Below are 18,968 nucleotides of genomic sequence, written 5' to 3'. Positions count from 1 at the left end.
GAAGCATGAGCGACTGGACCAGCACCGCGATCGCCCTGCTGGAAGCCGACGCGAACCGCAGTGCCGACACGCACCTGCACCTCTTCCCCTTGCCGCCCGAGTGGGGCATCGATCTGTACCTCAAGGACGAGTCGGTGCACCCCACCGGGTCGCTCAAGCACCGCCTGGCGCGCTCGCTGCTCCTGTACGGGCTGGTGAACGGCCGCATCACCGAGCACTCCACCCTCGTCGAGTCGTCGAGCGGGTCGACCGCCGTCTCCGAGGCGTATTTCGCGCGGATGCTGGGGCTGCCGTTCGTGACAGTCGTGCCGCGGTCGACGAGCCAGGAGAAGATCGACCTCATCGAGTTCTACGGCGGACGCTGCCACTTCGTCGATCGCGCAGAGGACATGTCCCCCGAGGCGCAGCGTCTCGCATCCGAATGCCACGGGCACTACCTCGACCAGTTCACGTATGCCGAGCGCGCGACCGACTGGCGGGGCAACAACAACATCGCCGAGAGCGTGTTCAGCCAGCTGTCGCAGGAGCGGCATCCGATCCCGCGCTGGATCGTCGTCGGCGCGGGCACCGGCGGCACGAGCGCGACGTTCGGCCGCTATGTGAAGTACCGCCGTCACGAAACCCAGATCGCGGTCGTCGATCCCGAGGGCTCGGCGTTCTACGACGGATGGGCGGGAACCGTCGATCCGCCGGCCGGACGCCCCAGCCGCATCGAGGGCATCGGCCGGCCGCGCGTCGAGGCCTCGTTCGTGCCGACGGTGATCGACGAGATGATCCGAGTGCCCGACGCCGGTTCGATCGCCGCGATCCGGATGCTGCGCGAACGCACGCTGCACCTCGCCGGCGGCTCGACCGGCACCAACCTCTACGGCGCCTTCCAGCTGATCGCGCGCATGCGTGCGGCCGGAGAGACCGGCAGCATCGTCACGCTCATCTGCGACAGCGGCATCCGCTACGCCGGCACGTACTTCAACGACGAGTGGGTCGCGGAGCAGGGCTGGGACCTCGCCCCGCATCGCACCCGCCTCGACCACTTCCTCGAGACCGGCGTCTGGGTCGACTGACCTGGGTTCATACCTCAGGAGATCCGGACGCGCCACACCCGCGAACACGGCTTCTCGGGCTCCGCCCGCTCACGGTTCCTGAGTTGTGGCACGTCGCGTGCCGAGACCGTCGGGCTACGCTGGCCGCATGACTACTCTCATCCTCACTGTCGCGGGTGCTGATCGCCCCGGACTCGTCGCCGCGGTCGCCGATGTCGTCGATGCCCACGAAGGCAACTGGGAGAACAGCTCGCTGGCCGAGCTCGCCGGAACCTTCGCCGGTGTGATCGAGGTGTCGGTCGCACCCGAGCACTCGGAGGGGCTGCAGGCGGCGCTCCGCGAACTGCAGGGCCAGGGTCTGCTGACGCTCGCCGTGCTCACCGGCACGCCCGCGGCGGATGCCGAGGATCAGGTGCTCGAGATCCGGATTCTCGGCAACGACCGATCCGGCATCGTCCGCGAGGTGTCCAACGTGCTGAACGCGCACGAGCTCAGCATCGAAGAGCTGGCGACAGAGACGCGGGATGCCGCGATGGCCGGCGGCCGTCTGTTCGAGGCATCTGTGATCGCACGGGTTCCCGAGTCGGTCGACCTCGACGCACTGCGCCGCGACCTCGAGCGCATCGCCACCGAGATCCAGGTCGACATCACCCTCGCCTGACACGCAGGAGTCCGAAGCACAGCGCATGGGATTCCTGGCCGTCCTCGAGCGAGTCAACGCCGCTCACCCGTGGTCGCATAATGACGCGTACGCAGGGTTCGTGCTCAGGCACGCCCGCGCGGTTCGCCGCCGTGGCGGAGACACCGCTGTCGATGTGGGCTGCGGCACCGGCAATCTGCTGAGCGCCCTGTCAAAGATCTTCCCCACCGCGATCGGCATCGAACCGGATGCCTGCACCGCGGCAACCGCCGCCCGACGGTTCACCGGAGATGCGGTGCGGATCGAAAGCCGATCCTTCGGATCCGAACCCCGCGGAGCCTATGACCTGATCACCTTCGTCGCATCCCTTCACCACATGCCGCTGCGCGCGGCACTCCAGGATGCTCGCGCGGCGTTGCGACCCGGTGGCCGCGTGATCATCGTCGGAGTCGCCCGCGAGACCTCGAAGGACGCGCTCCATTCCGGGGCGTCACTGCTGCTGAACCCGCTCGTCGGGCTCGTACGCCATCCGAAGCGTGCGACGCGACCTCCCGCGCACATGCAGGCACCGGCCACCACCGCAACGCAGTCCTTCGACGAGATCCGCGCGATCGCCGGGGATGTGCTCCCCGGCATCCGGATGCGCCGCCGCCTGTTCTGGCGGTACACGGCCTCGTGGGAGGCGCCGCTCTGACGGGACCCGCGACCGGGTCGATTCCACTCCGGACCGTCGGTTAGGCTCCGGACATGGCCGACGGAATCAGCATCTCGATCGCGGACCGCCTCACACCGAGCGACCTCCAGCAGATCGAGACACTTCTGCCCCAGCTCTCGGCGACCACTCGATTCGACGCGGCACGGGTGCTCTCGCTGCTCGAGGCGCCGAACGCAGACCTCTTCGTCGCGCGCGAGTCAGGACGGATCGTGGGGATGGCCACTCTCGCGATGGCCCCGCTCATCACCGGATGGCACGGCAGCATCGAAGACGTCGTGGTCGATCAGAGCACGCGAGGACGAGGCATCGCGCGCCAACTGCTCGAGACGATCATCGAGGAGTCCGAACGGCGAGGACTGTCGAAGCTCGATCTGACCTCCCGTCCGTCTCGCGAATCGGCATTGCGCCTCTACGAATCGGTCGGCTTCGTCCGTCGGAACACGAACGTGCTGCGCTTCGCACCGCAGGAGACCTGAATCGAGGCGCTCCTCACGGCCCCGCCGCGCTCAGTCCGGCTCGACGGCCGGCGCCTCGGCGACGATGTCCGTCTCGGTGTACCGCCGCACCCAGTACTCGGTCTGCGCGACGTGAGCGGATGCCGCGGCCGAGGCTGCGACCGGATCTGCCGCCGCGAGCCCGCGGAGGATCGCCCGGTGCCCGGCATCCGAGTGCAGCTTCAGCTCGGCGGCATCCGCGGCATCCGGGATCCGATAGGCCCGCGACCGTGAGCGCAGCACGTCGATGAGACTCGTGAGGGCGTCGTTGCCCGCGACCTCCGAGATCGTCATGTGGAAGGCGTGGTCGAGCCGTGAGTGGTCTTCGAAGTCGTCGCTGGCCTCGATCTCGTCGAGAACGCCGCTGAGCTCCTCGATCGTCGACGCGTCGATGCGGGCCGCGGCGAGCGCGGCCGCGTGCGGTTCGAGCACGCGGCGCAGCTCCGTGAGTTCGAGCACCCCCGCCATGGGCAGCAGCCCCACCGTCAGCGACAGGCTGCCGATCAGGTCGGCGGCGCGCAGCTCACTGACGTAGCTGCCCGAGCCGTGCCTCGTGTCGAGCACGCCGAGGGCGGCCAGCATCCGGATGGCCTCTCGCAGCGACCCGCGTGAGACTCCGAGCGTCTCGCACAGCTCGCCCTCGCTGGGCAGGCGATCACCGGGGCGCAGAGCACCGTCGGCGATCAGCGTGCGCAGCCCCTGCAGAGCCGTGTCCAAAGCGCTCATGGTCATCCTCCTGACACCGCCCGATCCCCCTGCTGAGTCTGTCGGATGCAGGGCCTTCATCAAATTCGTATGACAACTATGTTTCATCCTCACCTTTTCATAGCCATTTAGGAACCCGTGTGGCAAAGTTGTGCAACAACTCCCCCTGACGCACCGACGAGGACCGATGCCCGCACCAGCTTTCCCCGCACCGCTCACGCTGAACTCCGGCATGCGAGCCCGTGACGCGTGGCCCCTCGATCCCGACGTGATCCACCTCAACCACGGCTCGTTCGGCGCCGTGCCCACGGCTGTCGTCGAGCAGCAGGATGCTCTGCGCCGCCGGGCCGACCTGAGCCCGGTCGAGTGGTTCCCCCGCATCGCCGAGCGGGTGCGCGCCGCCCGCGAGCGCACCGCTCCGTTCGTGGGCGCCTATGCCGAAGACAGCGCCTTCGTGCCCAACGCCTCCGCCGCGGCGACCGTGATCTACAACGCCCTGCACCTCGAACGCGGCGACGAGATCCTCGTCACCGATCAGGGCTACGGCGCGATCACGATGGGCGCGCAGCGCCTGGCACGCCGATTCGGAGCATCCGTCCGCGCCGTCGAGCTGCCGCTGCTCGCCTCCGACGACGAGGTCGTGCAGCGCTTCGCCGACGCACTCACCCCGAGCACCCGCCTGATCGTGGTCGACCAGATCACCTCCCCCACCGCACGGATGCTGCCCACCCGCCGCATCGCCGAACTCGCCGCCGAGCGCGGCGTCCGCACGCTCGTCGACGGCGCCCACGCCCCAGGCCTCGTGCCGGATGCCGCCGGGGTAGCCGGCGGCGACTGGTGGTTCGGCAACCTGCACAAGTGGCCCTGCGCCCCGAGAGGCTCAGCGTTGCTCGTCACGACCGCGCCCGACCGCGACGAGCTCTGGCCGCTGATCGACTCGTGGGCCGCGAACGAGCCCTACCCCGAGCGCTTCGACACCCAGGGCACGATCGACGCGACGACCTATCTCGCCACCCCCGCCTCGATCGAGTTCATCGAGGCGGAGTTCGGCTGGCACAACGCTCGACAGGCGATGGCGCAGATGGCGGATGCCGGTGCGGAGATCATCGCCGAGGGCCTGCGCCCCTACGGCGACGAAGACCCCCTCACTCCCCTGCCCTCGCCCGTGCCGTCGATGCGACTCGTGCGTCTGCCGCTCGGGCTCGGCTCGACCCGCGAAGAGGCCGATGCCCTGCGCATGGACCTGCTCGACGAGACCGGCGTCGAGACCGCGTTCACGAGCTTCCGCGGCATCGGGTACTTCCGCCTGTCGGCGCACCTGTACACCGAGGCCTCGGACTTCGAGACCTTCGTCGAGCGCTGCATCCCGCAGATCCTCCGCCGAGCCGGCATCCGCACCGGCGCCGACTCCCTCATCGTCCCCTGACCCGCTCCACCCCGACCCACCACCATCACCACCCGATCCACCACACCCACCACCATCACCAACTGAGAGGCACCTCGTGAAGAAGAACAGAATCTTGACGACCGCCGCGGGAGTCGGCACCGTCGCCGCGCTCGCGCTCACCGGCTGTTCCGCAGGCGGCGGCGAATCCGCCGACGGCACCGTCACCCTGCAGATGGTCGAGAGCCTGACCAACCCTGCCCGCACCGACCTGCTGCGCGGCCTGCTCGACGACTTCGAGGCCGACAACCCCGACATCAAGGTCAACCTCGTCTCGCCGCCCACCGAGCAGGCCGATGCGAAGATCCAGCAGATGCTGCAGTCGGGCAAGGGCGTCGACGTCCTCGAGGTCCGCGACATCACGGTCGGCCCGTTCGCGAACAACGGCTGGCTGCACGACATCTCGGGCGATCTCGAGAAGTGGGACGGCTGGGACGCACTGACCGACAACGCGCAGTCCGCGTCGGTGGCCGCCGACGGCAAGAGCTACTTCGTGCCCTACGGCTTCTACGGCCTGTCGCTGTTCTACCGCACCGATCTGGTCGAGGAGGCCGGCTTCGACGGCCCGCCGCACAGCTGGAAGGACCTGCTCGAGCAGGCCAGCGCCATTCAGGACCCGTCGAACAACATCTACGGCTACGCGTTCCGCGGCGGTCAGAACGCGAACAGCAACGTCGTCGCGGCGATCGAGGCGTACACGATCGACGGCCTCGACGTCGATGACGCGTTCCTGATGGAAGACGGCTCGACGATCTTCGCCGCCCCCGAAGCGCAGGAGGCGGTCGACGACTACTTCGACCTGTTCAAGGAGGCCTCGCCGCCTTCCGCCGTCTCGTGGGGCTACCCCGAGATGGTCGCCGGCTTCACCAACGGCACCACCGCGTTCCTGCTGCAGGACCCCGAGGTCATCGCCACGGTGCAGGACTCGTCGCTGACCGAGGACCAGTGGGACACCGCTCCGCTGCTCGTGGGCCCGTCGGGCAAGGCCGCGCAGCCGCTGGCCGTCGCCGGCTGGGGCGTCGCCGAGAACAGCGAGCACCAGGATGCTGCGGTGAAGCTCGTCGAGTTCCTCTCGTCGGCCGAGCCCGCCACCGAGTTCGCGCAGGCGAACAGCCTCGTGCCGATCATCTCGGAGGCGGCGGATGACGAGTTCTACTCGACCGGCCCGTGGACGAGCTACGTCACGATGACCGAGGACCCAGAGACCTACGTCAACGTGCAGCAGCCGCGTGGGGTCAGCTGGTGGACCGAGTGGATCCAGAAGTCCGACCAGGACGTGCAGAACGTGCTGCTCGGCAACATGTCGACCACCGAGCTGCTCGAGTCGTGGGACACCTTCTGGACCGAGAAGTACGCTGCGGAAAAGGGCTGATCCGTGACCCGGACCGCACTCGAAGGGGGCTCCGTCGGCACCGCCGGCGGGGCCTCCCCGGCATCCCGCCGGCGCCGCCCCTTCCGTGGCCGCCACGCGCTGACGCTGCTGGCCTTCATGGCCCCGGCGATCGTGTTCGTGTGCTGGTTCACCTACTGGCCCATGCTGCAGGGCGCACGCATGGCCTTCCACGACTGGAACCTGTGGGACCTCACGTCGACCCCCTGGGTGGGCTTCGACAACTTCGTCACCGTGTTCCAGGACCCGGCCTTCCCGGTCGTCGCCTGGAACTCCGTCCTCTGGGTCGTCGGCTCGCTCGTGCCGCAGCTCGTGATCGGCTTCCTGATCGCCCTCGCGCTGCGCAAGAGGTTCCGCTTCCGCGGGCTCTACCAGGCGCTCGTGTTCTTCCCGTGGGCCGTCTCGGGATTCCTCATCGGGATGCTGTTCCGCTGGATGTTCAACGCCGAGTTCGGCGTCGTGAACGACCTGCTCATGAAGGCGGGCCTGATCGACGCGCCGCTGCCCTGGCTGGCCGATCCGAAGCTCGCGATGTTCGCGGTCATCGTGGCCAACATCTGGTACGGCGTGACGTTCTTCGCGATCATGATCCTCGCAGCGCTCCAGTCGGTGCCTGACGAGATGCTCGAGGCCGCGAGCCTCGACGGTGCAGGCAAGGTGCGCCAGCTGTTCTCGATCATCATCCCGTACATCTCGATGACGCTGCTGCTGACGATCCTGCTGCGCATCATCTGGATCTTCAACTTCCCCGACATCATCTACGCGATGACGAACGGCGGACCGGCGAACCAGACGCACATCATCACGACGTGGATGATCAACTACACCCAGCAGGGCAACTACGGCATCGCGAGCGCGATCGGACTCATCGTCGTCGCGTTCCTGTTCGTGTTCTGCGCGTTCTACCTGATGGCGATGCGGAAGGTGCAGCGATGACCATCACCGGAACCACGGTCACCGAGACCCGGCGTCTCACCGTCCCCGACATCGCGAAGGCACCGCGCCCGAAGCGCAAGGCCTCGGTCGGCGGCGTCATCCGCGTCGTCGGGCTCGGCCTCTGGCTCGTCATCACGCTGTTCCCGCTGTACTGGATCGCGCTGACGTCGTTCAAGTCACCGGGCACGATCAACTCGTTCCCTATCGAGTACTGGCCGAGTGAGCCCTCGTTCGACAACTACGTCAGCCTGTTCCAGCAGAGCTCGTTCGGGGTCTTCCTCGCGAACTCCGCGATCGTGGCCACGATCGCGGGCGCGGTGGCGACGCTGATCGCGCTGCTCAGCGCCTACGTGATCGCCCGCTTCGAGTTCCGCGGCAAGGGCACGGTGCTGGTCGCGTTCCTGCTGACGCAGATGATCCCCGCGTTCATCGCGCTCGGGCCGCTGTACTCGATGATGACCGACCTCGGGCTCGTCGACACCAAGCCGGGTCTGATCCTCGTGTACATCGCGGTCTGCATCCCGTTCTCCACGGTCATGCTCCGCGGCTTCTTCGAGAACGTCCCCGACGCGCTCGAAGAGGCGGCGATGATCGACGGATGCTCGCGCTTCGGCGCCCTGTTCCGGGTGCTCGTTCCGGTGATGACCCCTGGCATCATCGCGGCGTTCATCTTCAACTTCGTCAACTGCTGGAACGAGCTGTTCCTGTCGGTCGTGCTGATGAACACCGATGCCAACCGCACGGTGCCTTCGGCGCTGAACGGCTTCATCTCGACGTTCAACATCGACTGGGGCTCGATGAGCGCCGCAGCCGTGCTGACGATCCTGCCGACCATGGTGATGTTCGCTCTCGCGAGCCGTTGGATCGTGCAGGGGCTGACAGCCGGGGCCGTCAAGGAGTAGGTCTCCTCACACATGACGAAGGCCGCCGTTCATCCCGAACGGCGGCCTTCGTCATGCGGGCTGTCAGACCATGCGCGCCTTCGGCGACATCGAGTACGTCGCCTCGGCGTCGCGGTTGACCGTGTCACCCAGCGCGGTGTCGATCGCGGCGAGCGTGTCGGCGTCGAGCGTCACACCGGAGGCCTTGACCGTGTCGGCGAGCTGCTCGGGGCGCGAGGCGCCGACCAGGGCCGCCGCGACGTTCGGGTTCTGCAGCACCCACGCGATCGCGAGCTGCGGCATCGAGAGGCCGGCCTCTTCGGCGATCGGCTTCAGCTTCTGCACGGCGGTGAGGATGTCGTCCTTCAGGAAGCTCTTGATGAAGTCCGCTCCGCTGTGCGGGTCGGTCGCGCGCGAGCCGTCGGGGACAGGCTGACCCGGCAGGTATTTGCCCGAGAGCACGCCCTGCGCCATCGGCGACCAGACGATCTGCGAGATGCCGAGCTCTTCGGACGCCGGCACGACCTTGCCCTCGATCACGCGGTGCAGCATCGAGTACTGCGGCTGGTTCGAGATGAGCTGCACCCCGAGCTGCTTCGCGAGAGCGTGGCCGTCGCGAAGCTGCTCTGCCGTCCACTCGGAGACGCCGATGTAGAGGGCCTTGCCCTGACGGACGACGTCGGCGAACGCCTGGAAGGTCTCTTCCAGCGGGGTCTCATAGTCGAAGCGGTGCGCCTGGTAGAGGTCGACGTAGTCGGTGCCGAGTCGCTTCAGCGAGCCGTTGATCGACTCGAGGATGTGCTTACGGCTCAGGCCGGTGTCGTTCGGGCCCTTGGGGCCGGTCGGGAAGTAGACCTTCGTGAAGATCTCGAGGCTCTCGCGACGCTGACCCTCGAGCGCCTTGCCGAGCACGACCTCAGCCGCGGTGTTCGCGTACGTGTCGGCCGTGTCGAATGTGGTGATGCCGGCGTCGAGCGCCGCGTGCACGGTCTTGACGGCGGCGTCGTCGCCGACCTGTGAAGCATGGGTGACCCAGTTGCCGTAGGTGATCTCAGAGACCTTGAGACCGCTGTTGCCGAGATAACGATAGTTGACCATGCGACAACGCTACCGGCCGTCGCAGACACCGGGCCCGGATCTCCGTGACCGGTCAGATATCCTTCTGGGACTCTCCCGCGGAAGGCAGGCAGACCGTCATGCGTCGATACTTCTTCCTGCTGCTGCTTGCCGCGATGACCATCGGAGTCACCGCGTGCACTCCGGCCATCCCCGAGCCGACGGAGACGACGGTGACCGACGGAACCGCAGAGAAGCAGGGCGATGGTGTTCTGCGCACAGACCTCGCTCCCATCGCGAAGCGCTACCCGCAGCTCAGCGCAGCCGAATCGGTGGAGTGGATGGGCGGCACGACCGGGTCGAGTGACATCGGCCCCTCCACCTACTGGGTGGACGTCGTCGCGACACTCCCCGAGTCCGAGATCGAGGCGCTGCGCAGTGCCGGCGGCCTTGAGCAGATCGACGCTCCCGCCCTGGTGCCGGGCATGGCTTCCCAGGTGCCCGCGGGGCCCTTCGAAGGCTCCGCCGAGCTGGACACCCTGTTCTCGGCCGCAGGCTACAGTGCCTCGGTCGCGATCGATCCCGCTACCAGAACAGTGGTACTGACCGGCCTCTTCGAGTAGTCGCCGATTCGCTTCGGCCGCAGCCATCAAGGCCGCCGCGCGGCCTGACCCCTCGCCGCGGCTTCCGGTCGCAGTTGATGCCGTCCGGCGCGAGCACGAGCGGCGCAAACTGCGACCGGAACCCCACGACGCCGGAGCGAAGCGGCGCAAACTGCGACCGGAACGCCGGACCAGCGCGCCGAAGCAGCACCGGACCCCCGCGTCCTCAGACGCGGGGCTCGACCAGCTGCTCCTGCTCCTCCAGCGTCTGCGCCTGGGCGCGCTTCTCCGCGAGCTCGCGCTCCTCGGCCTGCGCGCGCTCCTGTGCCGCCTGCTCGGCTTCCTTGCGCTCCGCTCTGGTCTGCGGCTCGGTCGGCGAAGCATCCGCCTGAATACCCTCCGACTGCACGGTCACGATCGCCGCTCGGTCGCGGAATCCTTCGGCCGTGACCTTGTCGAGTGCGACCTGCCTGCGGATGGCGGCGGCCTTCTCATAGAGCGACGGGTCGCCGTAGGACGTGAGCACCTTCACGAGCACCGGAAGCAGCTCGATCATGAAGAACAGCGCCGCGATCAGGATGTGGGCCCAGAGGATCGTGGGCTCCTTCTCGCTCAGCCTGTTCAGTCCGCTGATCTGGCTGAGCAGTCCGATCGCCCCTGCGTTGCCGGACGCCACGGACTCGGCTCGCGCGTTGTAGGCGGCGAGCGCGGTGTCGTAGCTGTCGCGCGCGGCGGGGAGCTGCGACTGCGCCTCCTCGCGGTTCTGCGTCTCGGAGGTGCTGGTGTTCTCCTTCGCGGCGGTGCCTGCGGCGGCGAGCTCCTCGTTCGCGGTGCGCAGCTGGGCGGCGAGCGCGTCGTAGGTCTGCTGCGCCTCGGCGAGCTGAGCCTGGGCGGCATCCGAGCTCGCGCCCTCGCCGTTCACGCCGGTGCAGCCGGGGACCGTGCCTGCTCCCTCGCCGGTGAGCTCGCACTGGTACAGAATGCGCGCCTGGTCGATGACGCCCTGCTGAGCGGTCATCTTGGCGGTGAGGTCGTCGACCGTGGTCTGGGCTGCAGATTCGCTCGCGGACGACGAGTCGGTGCCGGCGACGATGCCCGTGGCCGCCTGGTTCTCGAGCTCGGCGACGCGGTCGGATGCGGCATCCAGCGCCTTCTTCTCCGGGCCCGTCTCGAGCGCATCCTGGTCGGCCTGCGCCTGCGTGATGTTGGTCGAGGCGACCTCGCGCGCGATGTCGTTGTGGAAGATCTGCAGCACGAGCGGCTCGGCGACGACGAAGCCGATGATCGCGGCCATGATCACACGGGGGATCGCGAGTCCGATGAGCCGCCAGACGTTGCGGGTCGACGACATGGTCGACGTGAGGAAGCGGTCGAGGTTGAAGATGATCAGCGCCCACACGATCGCGAGCGGCACGGCCAGCCAGATCGCGGCCTGCACGCCCGTGGTCAGCGCGAACAGCATCGAGATCGCCGAGACCAGCGCGGTGCCGGCGAGCACGAAGAACATCTGCACGAACCGAGGGGTCTCACCGGGCACGCGGTCGAGGATCTCGCCCTCGGCCCCGCCGAGGATCGCGAGCTTCCGCAGACGCGACCCCGGCACTCGGGGAGTGCGCTCGCGCGGCTGGCGACGCGGCTTCGGCTCACGCACCGGACGAGCGGATGCCTGGGCATCCTGCTCCGGCTCCGACTCGGACGCGGGGGTCGGGTCGGCCTGCTGCGGCTCCTGCAGATCGGCACCCGTGGGCTCGTACGCGCGCAGGAAGTCGAGGTCGTCCGTGTCAGCGTTCGGGTCGCTGTCGAGGATGATGCGACCCTGCGAGTCGAACCGTCCTGGGCGGTGAGCGGAATAGGGCATCCCGACAATCTACGAAAGGTCGCCTGTGGATAACGTGCACGAACCCTGTGTTTCCGCCTCTGCTGTGTTCTGAGAAGGGTCAGCGAGGGAGCATGCGGGTGAGCGTATCGGCACTCGCGGCGAGCGCATCGTCGAGCGAGAAGTGTCCTGCGGCGCACAGGGTGCCGAGGCCGTGCACGAGGCCCCAGACGCCGGTGACGCCGCTTTCGGTCTCGAGGCCTGCGGCGACGGATGCGGTCGACAGCAGCTCTTCGAGCTCGACGATCAGCGGCGCCATGGTCTCGCTCGGCTCACCGGGGATGCACACTGTCGGGTCATAGATCACGTCGAAGCCGTGCGGGTGCTCGACCGCGAAGCGGATGTAGGCGGCTCCGCCTTCGATCGCGGCGGATGCGGGGTCGGGCGCCGCCTCGATCGCCACGCGCACCGCGGTCACGAGGTCGCTCATGCTCCGCTCGGCGAGCACCTTGAGCAGTCCACGACGGTCGGAGAAGTGGTGGTACGGGGCGTTGTGGCTCACATCGGCGGCGCGAGCGACCTCGCGCAGGCTGATCTCCCCCGCCGGCTTCTCTGCGAGCAGCTGCATCGCCGCCGCCTCGAGGGCGTGGGCGAGGTCGCCGTGGTGATAGCCGGATCGGGAACTTGACACAAGCAACATTGTTACCTATCTTGACAGTGTCCACAATTACTTGACACTGTCAACATAGGAGCCCGCATGTCTTCCGCACTGATCATCGACGGCCACCCGGATGCCCTGTCCCTCACCGCAGAACTCGCTCGGCGCTACGCCGCGGCACACGGCGATGCCCGCATCATCGCCCTGCGCGATCTCGACTTCGACCCGTCGTTGCGCTTCGGCTACCGCCAGCGCATGGAGCTCGAACCCGACCTGATCGACGCCAAGCGCGCACTGGCAGAGGCGCAGACGGTCGTGGTGTTCACGCCGCTCTGGTGGGGGTCGGTGCCCGCGCTTCTGAAGGGCTTCTTCGATCGGGCGCTGCTGCCGCAGCAGGAGTACCGCTACTCGAAGCTCGGGCTCGTCGAGGGGTTGCTGCCCGCGCGCAACGGCCGCCTGTTCCTACTGGCGGACACCCCGTGGTTCCTCACGCCGTTCACCGGACTGCCTGCGCAGACGCACGTCGCCCGAGGAACGATGCGGTTCTGCGGCATCCGCTCGGTGCGCACGACCAGGATGCTCGGCGTCAAGGACGCGAGCCCCGCGCGCATCGAGTCGTGGCTGTCACGCGCCGAGTCGCTGGGTCGTCGAGACGGCCTCCGCGATCGGAGCGGCACCGCCGGGCCTCAGGCCATCGCGGCGGAGGCAGCCTCGTCTTCGGTCGTCGCGACGAGCTGACCGCATGCTCCGTCGATCTCCTTGCCGCGGGTGTCGCGGAGGGTCGTCGGGATGCCGGCGTCGTTGAGCCGGCGCACGAACTCGTTCTGCACCGACGGCTCGGACGACGTCCAGATCGAGCCGGGCGTCGGGTTCAGCGGGATCGGGTTGACGTGCACCCAGCCGCGACCGCGCTCGTTGAGCTTGTCGGCGAGCAGGTCGGCACGCCAGGCGTGATCGTTCATGTCCTTGATCAGCGCGTACTCGATCGAGACACGGCGACCGGTCTTGGCGTAGTAGTCGTATGCGGCGTCGAGCGCCTCGTCGACCTTCCAGCGCGAGTTCACCGGAATGAGCTCGTCACGCAGGTGGTCGTCCGGTGCATGCAGCGACAGCGCGAAGGTGACGGGGATGCCTTCGTCGGCGAGCTTCTTGATCGCCGGCACGAGTCCGACGGTCGACACCGTGATGCCGCGGGCGCTCATGCCCAGGCCGTCGGGCTGCGGGGCGACCATCGAGCGCACCGCGTCCATCACGCGCTTGTAGTTGGCGAGCGGCTCACCCATGCCCATGAAGACGATGTTCGAGACGCGCTCCATCGAGTGGTCGTCGGCCTTCTTGCCGCCGAGGCCACCCTCGGCGATCAGACGATTGGCGCGGACGATCTGCTCGATGATCTCGGCGGTCGACATGTTGCGGGTGAGACCCGCCTGGCCGGTGGCGCAGAACGGGCAGTTCATGCCGCATCCGGCCTGCGACGACACGCACAGGGTGATTCGGCCGGGGTAGCGCATGAGCACCGACTCGACCAGGGCGCCGTCGTGCAGGCGCCACAGGAACTTGATCGTGTCTCCGCGGTCGGTCTCGAGGCGACGCACCTCGGTGAGCAGCGGCGGGAGCATGCCGGCGACGAGCTGCTCGCGGGTGTCGGCCGGGAGGTCGGTCATCTCGGCGGCATCCGACGTGTAGTGGCGGAAGTAGTGGGTCGAGAGCTGCTTCGCTCGGAATCCGGGCAGGCCCAGCTCCTTGACCTTCTCGACGCGCTCAGCCGGGGTGAGGTCGGCGAGGTGCACCGGCGGCTTGCCGCGCTTGGGGCTCGCGAACTGCAGCAGCGGCCGCCCCTCGGCGTCCTTCTGCTGGGTCCAGCCCTCTGTCGCGGGGCGCACCTGCGGGGTGCCGGTGGAGCGGATGGCCCCCGAACGGGACGACGCGGGTGCCGTGGCGGGGCGCGTCTCGCGCGTGCGGGGAGTCTCGGTCATATCTCCAGGGTACGCGGTGCCGGGTGGGAAGGCCCTGGGGCGGGAGCGCACGCGTCCCTAGACTGAGCGGATGGACATCATCCTCGCTCTCGGCGGAGTCATCCTCGTCGTCGCCGTCGGCGTGGTGGTCATCGGTGCCGCACTGCGCTCGATGCGTCCGAAGGCCCCGGAGCCGCACGTGTTCACCCCGTCGCCGACGATGGCCCGCTCGGTCGCCTCCTCCTCCACGTCGACTGCCTCGGCCTCGCAGCTGACGCCCGCCGCGATCGCCGAGATCGACCGGCTCGTCGCCGCGGGCCAGAAGATCCATGCCATCAAGCTCTACCGCCAGCACACCGGCGTGCGCCTGCAGGAGGCGAAGGACCGGATCGACCACTGGTCGGTCAGCACCACGGCACCACACCTCGCTGCGGTCTCGAACGCCGCGGCGGCCCACTCGTCGATCACGGCCACGCCGTCGTCGGTGCGCGGCGCACTGCCGGCATCCGTCTCAGCCGAGGTCGACCGGCTCGTGTCCGCCGACCAGAAGATCCAGGCGATCAAGCTCGTGAGGGAGCACACGGGTCTGGGCCTCAGGGAGTCGAAGGACGTCGTCGAGGCCTGGCCGCACCCGCGTCGCTTGTAATTACAGGTTGCCGTCGGGGAGAATGGGGGTCACCCCACCCGAAGGAGCCCTCGATGTCCGACCGTCTCTCCCGCGCCCGCACCGCCGGTGTCCTCGCTGTGCTCCGCGCACCGTCGCCCGAGCTCGCGCTCGAGGCCTCCGAGGCGATCATCCGCGGCGGGGTGACCGGCATCGAGGTGACGTTCTCGACACCCGACGCGCCTGCGGTGATCCGTGAGCTGATCGCCCGCCACGGTGACGCCGCCTACGTCGGAGCAGGCACGGTCACGACGGCCGAGCAGGCCGCACTCGCCGCCGACGCCGGCGCGGAGTTCCTCGTGAGCCCGGGCACCCTGCCCGCGCTGACCCGCGCGATGCTCGACACCGGCCGCGTCGTGATGACCGGCGCCATGACCCCGACCGAGGTCATGGGCGCGCTCGAGCTCGGCGTCGACGTGGTCAAGATCTTCCCCGCATCCCTCGGCGGTCCCTCCTACCTCGGCGCGCTGCGCGGCCCCTTCCCCAAAGCCCCGCTGATGCCGACCGGCGGCGTCAGCCCCAACAACCTGGCCGAGTGGTTCCGCGCCGGAGCGGTCGCCGTCGGTGCGGGTGGCGACCTCGCCAACGGCGCCTCGCTCGCGGCATCCGACTGGGCCGACATCGAGCAGCGCTCGGCGCGATTCGCCGCAGCACTCGCAGCGACCCGCAGCTGAGGAGCGCTCCATGTCCGCCCGCACTCGTGATCTCATCGACGCTGCCCTCTCGGGCGACGCGGATGCCGTGCGCACCGCCCTCGACGCCGGAGCCGATATCGAGGCCCGCGGCGCCGGCGGCATGACCGCGCTCGTCGCGGCCACGAAGGCCGACCACGTCGACGCGGCCCGGGTGCTCATCGAGGCCGGAGCAGACGTGAATGCCAAGGACGACATCCAGGACTCGGCCTACCTCTACGCCGGAGCCCGTGGCCACGACGAGATCCTGCGCCTGGCCCTCGACAACGGCGCCGACCTCACCAGCACGAATCGCTTCGGAGGCACGGCGCTGATCCCGGCATCCGAGCGCGGGTTGCTCTCGACCATCGGCATCCTGCTCGAGGCGGGCGTCGACCCGAACCACATCAACAACCTGAACTGGACGGCGCTGCACGAGGCGATCGTGCTCGGCGACGGATCCGACACCTACGTCGAGGTCGTGCGCGCGCTGCTCGACGGCGGTGCCGACATCACGATCCGCGACGGTGACGGAGTGCTGCCTCGCGATCTCGCCGCCGCCCGCGGCTACGACGAGATCGTCGCCCTGCTGGAACGACGATGACCCGGTGATCGAACTCGCACCCCTCGCCTGGGCGGCGCTCGGCCTCGCCGCGGTCACGATCGGCATCTCGAAGACCGCGCTCCCCGGCGGCAGCATCCTGGCCATCGCCCTCTTCGCGACCGTGCTCCCCGCCCGCACGTCGACAGCCGCGATGCTTCTGCTGCTCATCGTCGGCGATGTGTTCGCGCTGATCACCTATCGCCGCCACGCGCACTGGCCGACCCTGCTGCGCCTCGCGCCCGCGGTCATCGCCGGCCTGGTCGCCGGATTCGCGTTCCTCGCGCTCGCGGGTGACGGGATAGTCCGGCGCGCGATCGGCGTGATCCTGCTGGCGATGATCGCGGTGACGCTGTGGCGGCGATGGAGGCAGAACAGGGCGGATGCCGTGGCGCCGACCCCCGGCGGCATCGTGCTCTCGGGCGTCTACGGCACGCTCGGCGGGTTCACGACCATGGTCGCGAACGCCGGCGGCCCCGTCATGTCGATGTACTTCCTCGCGACCCGCACACCCGTGCAGGTGTTCCTCGGAACCTCGGCCTGGTTCTTCGCGATCATCAACCTCGTGAAGATCCCGTTCCTCGCGGGCCTCGGCCTGTTCGAGGGGCACGTGCTGCTGATGGATGCCGTGCTGGCGCCGCTCGTCGTGATCGGTGCACTCGTCGGCATCCGCCTGGCGAAGCGCATGAACCAGGTGCTGTTCGACCGGATCGTGATCGTGCTGACGATCGCCGGGGCCGTCTACCTGCTGTTCTGACTCATCTGCCCGCCGTCCTCTGCACGGAGAACAGAGACGCATCGCCCTTCGCTCGGCGCGTCGCCGAACAACACGCCGAACCGACCACGTCCCGTCTCCTTTTCCCGATCTGAGTCCGGGGCGGATGCTGAGAGCAGCCGCTCAGTCGAGGAAGATGTCGGGGAAGAGCCGGTCGTCCGGCGTTCCTGGCACTGCGGCGTAGCCCGAGAAGTCGGTCACTCCATCGGCCTCGAGCACGTCCTCGACGATCAGCGTCTGACCCGTGTACTCCGCCGCGGGCTTGAGCAGCACCGCGTAGGCGGCGTCGGCGTAGATGTCGGGCGTACGGCTCGCAGCCATGACCTTGTCGCCGCCGAGCAGATTCTGCACCGCCGCGGTGGCGATCGTCGTGCGCGGCCACAGGGTATTGGCGGCGATGCCGTCGCGGGCGAACTCCGCCGCGAGCCCGAGCGTCACCATCGTCATGCCGAACTTCGCGAGTGTGTAGCCGGTGTGCGCGCCCAGCCACTTCGGCGTCGGGTTCAGGGGCGGTGACAGCGAGAGGATGTGCGGGTTCTCGGCATCTTTCAGGATCGGGATCGCCGCGCGGGACAGCATGAACGTGCCGCGGACGTTGACGTCCTGCATCAGGTCGTACTTCTTCGCGCCGAGGTCGAGCGAGCGCGAGAGGTCGATGACGCTGGCGTTGTTGATGACGATGTCGATGCCGCCGAACTCACCCTGCGTCTTGAGGACGGCCTCTGTGATGTCGTCGTCGTCGCGCACGTCGCCGACGATCGGCAGCGCCTGGCCACCGGCGGCCCGAATCTGCTCGGCCGCGGAGTGCACAGTGCCCTCGAGCTTGGGGTGCGGGGTGTCGGTCTTCGCAAGCATTGCGATGTTCGCGCCGTCGGCTGCCGCTCGCAGCGCGATCGCGAGGCCGATGCCGCGGCTGCCGCCCGACATGAGGATGGTCTTTCCTGCCAGTGACATGGATTCTCCTTGGGTCTGAGGCTGCGGTCTACTTCGGCGCCATGCGAATAGCGCCGTCGAGGCGGATCGTCTCGCCGTTGAGGTAGCCGTTCTCGACGATCTGCTGCACGAGGGCGGCGTACTCGTCGGGGCGGCCGAGGCGTGAGGGGAACGGCACCTGCTGGCCGAGCGAGTCCTGCGCGGCCTGCGGCAGCCCCATCAGCATCGGAGTCTCCATGATGCCGGGGGCGATGGTGCAGACGCGGATGCCGTAGCGCGCGAGTTCCCGCGCGACGGGGAGGGTCATGGCGTGCACTCCGCCCTTCGATGCGGAGTACGCGGGCTGGCCGATCTGGCCGTCGAAGGCGGCGACGCTCGCGGTGTTCACGATGACGCCGCGATCACCGTCATCGGTGGCGTCGTTCTTCGCGATCACGGCGGATGCCTGCGAGAGGACGTTGAACGTGCCCACGAGGTTGATGCGCACGATGCGCTCGAAGTCGGCGAGCACGGCCGGGTTGCCCTCGCGGTCGAGGACCTTGGCCGGCGGGGCGATCCCCGCGCAGTTGACGACCACGCGCAGCGGGGCTGCGGCCTGGGCTGCGGCGGCGGCCTCGGCCGCGTCATCCGCGCTCGTGACGTCGCCGGCGGCGAAGACTCCGCCGAGCTCGGCGGCGATCTCGGCGCCGGCCGATGAGGGGAGGTCGAGGATGGTCACGACGGCGCCGGCGGCTGCCAGCCTGCGTGCGGTGGCGAGGCCCAGACCGGACGCACCGCCGGTGATGAGAGCACTCGAGCCCTGGATCTGCATGCGGTTCTCCTTCGAAACGTGTGCGACTCAGTGCCAGTTTAGCTGACTCCGAGTTTCAGGCGACACGTGCCGACATTCCACTCCGGCCGCATCGACACCTGCCGCACCGACACCGGCCGCATCAACACCGAGCCTACGCCGCACACCACGAAGGGGGAGAGCCGCACGGCCCTCCCCC

General features: G+C 68.5%; 21 protein-coding genes. 14 read left to right on the top strand and 7 right to left on the bottom strand.

Going from position 1 to position 18,968, the window contains the following annotated elements:
- The first annotated feature begins 5 nt into the window (after positions 1-5).
- From ASF63_RS09345 to ASF63_RS09330, 4 genes are all read left to right on the top strand, one after another.
- Positions 6-1,064 carry a PLP-dependent cysteine synthase family protein gene (locus ASF63_RS09345; protein ID WP_056512467.1) on the top strand — a complete coding sequence of 353 codons (1,059 nt, stop codon included), beginning with the start codon at positions 6-8 and terminating at the stop codon, positions 1,062-1,064.
- A 127-nt stretch (positions 1,065-1,191) separates the two neighbouring features.
- The gene (locus tag ASF63_RS09340) at positions 1,192-1,704 is read left to right on the top strand and encodes a glycine cleavage system protein R (RefSeq protein WP_056512462.1); all 513 of its coding nucleotides are present in this window, start codon (positions 1,192-1,194) and stop codon (positions 1,702-1,704) included.
- Between the two features lie 25 nt (positions 1,705-1,729).
- Positions 1,730-2,377, top strand: coding sequence for a class I SAM-dependent methyltransferase (locus ASF63_RS09335; protein ID WP_056512459.1), 648 nt, complete (start codon positions 1,730-1,732; stop codon positions 2,375-2,377).
- Between the two features lie 53 nt (positions 2,378-2,430).
- Complete coding sequence (locus tag ASF63_RS09330) at positions 2,431-2,874, top strand: GNAT family N-acetyltransferase (RefSeq protein ID WP_056512454.1); 444 nt, start codon at positions 2,431-2,433, stop codon at positions 2,872-2,874.
- A 30-nt stretch (positions 2,875-2,904) separates the two neighbouring features.
- Here the strand turns inward: ASF63_RS09330 and ASF63_RS09325 are convergent, their stop codons facing one another.
- A complete protein-coding gene (locus tag ASF63_RS09325; RefSeq protein WP_056512979.1) occupies positions 2,905-3,618 on the bottom strand; it encodes a FadR/GntR family transcriptional regulator in 714 nt (237 codons plus the stop codon).
- Between the two features lie 166 nt (positions 3,619-3,784).
- On the opposite strand from ASF63_RS09325, the gene ASF63_RS09320 reads away from it, so the two are divergent.
- The 4 genes from ASF63_RS09320 (at position 3,785) to ASF63_RS09305 (ending at position 8,269) form a co-directional block, all read left to right on the top strand.
- Positions 3,785-5,023, top strand: coding sequence for an aminotransferase class V-fold PLP-dependent enzyme (locus ASF63_RS09320; RefSeq protein ID WP_056512449.1), 1,239 nt, complete (start codon positions 3,785-3,787; stop codon positions 5,021-5,023).
- Between the two features lie 76 nt (positions 5,024-5,099).
- On the top strand, positions 5,100-6,413 hold the full coding sequence (locus tag ASF63_RS09315) for an ABC transporter substrate-binding protein (protein ID WP_056512446.1): 1,314 nt from the start codon (positions 5,100-5,102) through the stop codon (positions 6,411-6,413).
- A 3-nt stretch (positions 6,414-6,416) separates the two neighbouring features.
- Positions 6,417-7,367 (top strand): carbohydrate ABC transporter permease, encoded by a 951-nt coding sequence (locus tag ASF63_RS09310; protein WP_056512442.1) that lies wholly within the window; start codon positions 6,417-6,419, stop codon positions 7,365-7,367.
- Positions 7,364-8,269 (top strand): carbohydrate ABC transporter permease, encoded by a 906-nt coding sequence (locus ASF63_RS09305; protein WP_200933995.1) that lies wholly within the window; start codon positions 7,364-7,366, stop codon positions 8,267-8,269. Before ASF63_RS09310 ends, ASF63_RS09305 begins: the two co-directional genes overlap by 4 nt.
- Positions 8,270-8,332: 63 nt before the next feature.
- On the opposite strand, the gene ASF63_RS09300 is transcribed toward ASF63_RS09305, so the two are convergent.
- A complete protein-coding gene (locus tag ASF63_RS09300; RefSeq protein ID WP_056313816.1) occupies positions 8,333-9,346 on the bottom strand; it encodes an aldo/keto reductase family protein in 1,014 nt (337 codons plus the stop codon).
- Between the two features lie 44 nt (positions 9,347-9,390).
- On the opposite strand from ASF63_RS09300, the gene ASF63_RS09295 reads away from it, so the two are divergent.
- Complete coding sequence (locus ASF63_RS09295; RefSeq protein ID WP_056512440.1) at positions 9,391-9,927, top strand: hypothetical protein; 537 nt, start codon at positions 9,391-9,393, stop codon at positions 9,925-9,927.
- 205 nt (positions 9,928-10,132) lie between these two features.
- On the opposite strand, the gene ASF63_RS09290 is transcribed toward ASF63_RS09295, so the two are convergent.
- Positions 10,133-11,764, bottom strand: a complete 1,632-nt coding sequence (locus ASF63_RS09290) for a DUF4407 domain-containing protein (RefSeq protein ID WP_056512435.1) — start codon at positions 11,762-11,764, stop codon at positions 10,133-10,135.
- A 79-nt stretch (positions 11,765-11,843) separates the two neighbouring features.
- Positions 11,844-12,413, bottom strand: coding sequence for a TetR/AcrR family transcriptional regulator (locus ASF63_RS09285; protein WP_056512433.1), 570 nt, complete (start codon positions 12,411-12,413; stop codon positions 11,844-11,846).
- Positions 12,414-12,479: 66 nt separating this feature from the next.
- On the opposite strand from ASF63_RS09285, the gene ASF63_RS09280 reads away from it, so the two are divergent.
- Positions 12,480-13,118: an NAD(P)H-dependent oxidoreductase gene (locus tag ASF63_RS09280; protein ID WP_056512430.1), complete on the top strand. Its 639-nt coding sequence runs from the start codon at positions 12,480-12,482 to the stop codon at positions 13,116-13,118.
- Here ASF63_RS09280 and rlmN read toward each other — a convergent pair.
- Entirely contained in the window at positions 13,067-14,356 is a 1,290-nt protein-coding gene (gene rlmN, locus ASF63_RS09275) for a 23S rRNA (adenine(2503)-C(2))-methyltransferase RlmN (protein WP_200933994.1), read from the bottom strand. The two genes, ASF63_RS09280 and rlmN, sit on opposite strands and share 52 nt — an antisense overlap.
- A gap of 70 nt (positions 14,357-14,426) precedes the next feature.
- On the opposite strand from rlmN, the gene ASF63_RS09270 reads away from it, so the two are divergent.
- Genes ASF63_RS09270 through ASF63_RS09255 form a run of 4 tightly spaced genes read left to right on the top strand, consistent with a single transcriptional unit; the run spans position 14,427 to position 17,028 of the window.
- Complete coding sequence (locus ASF63_RS09270) at positions 14,427-14,981, top strand: ribosomal protein L7/L12 (RefSeq protein WP_056512429.1); 555 nt, start codon at positions 14,427-14,429, stop codon at positions 14,979-14,981.
- Between the two features lie 53 nt (positions 14,982-15,034).
- Positions 15,035-15,673 carry a bifunctional 4-hydroxy-2-oxoglutarate aldolase/2-dehydro-3-deoxy-phosphogluconate aldolase gene (locus tag ASF63_RS09265; RefSeq protein WP_056512426.1) on the top strand — a complete coding sequence of 213 codons (639 nt, stop codon included), beginning with the start codon at positions 15,035-15,037 and terminating at the stop codon, positions 15,671-15,673.
- A gap of 10 nt (positions 15,674-15,683) precedes the next feature.
- The gene (locus ASF63_RS09260) at positions 15,684-16,274 is read left to right on the top strand and encodes an ankyrin repeat domain-containing protein (protein WP_056512423.1); all 591 of its coding nucleotides are present in this window, start codon (positions 15,684-15,686) and stop codon (positions 16,272-16,274) included.
- Positions 16,275-16,278: 4 nt separating this feature from the next.
- Positions 16,279-17,028, top strand: a complete 750-nt coding sequence (locus tag ASF63_RS09255) for a sulfite exporter TauE/SafE family protein (protein ID WP_056512420.1) — start codon at positions 16,279-16,281, stop codon at positions 17,026-17,028.
- A 141-nt stretch (positions 17,029-17,169) separates the two neighbouring features.
- On the opposite strand, the gene ASF63_RS09250 is transcribed toward ASF63_RS09255, so the two are convergent.
- Positions 17,170-18,000, bottom strand: a complete 831-nt coding sequence (locus ASF63_RS09250) for an SDR family oxidoreductase (RefSeq protein WP_056512417.1) — start codon at positions 17,998-18,000, stop codon at positions 17,170-17,172.
- A gap of 28 nt (positions 18,001-18,028) precedes the next feature.
- Positions 18,029-18,790, bottom strand: coding sequence for an SDR family NAD(P)-dependent oxidoreductase (locus ASF63_RS09245; RefSeq protein ID WP_056512414.1), 762 nt, complete (start codon positions 18,788-18,790; stop codon positions 18,029-18,031).
- Positions 18,791-18,968: the final 178 nt, after the last annotated feature.

Origin of the sequence: Microbacterium sp. Leaf320, from assembly GCF_001423485.1 — a bacterium.
GTDB lineage: Bacteria > Actinomycetota > Actinomycetes > Actinomycetales > Microbacteriaceae > Microbacterium.
The sequence above is the reverse complement of the archived record's forward strand: the minus strand, read 5'-3'. Positions and strand labels throughout refer to the sequence as shown.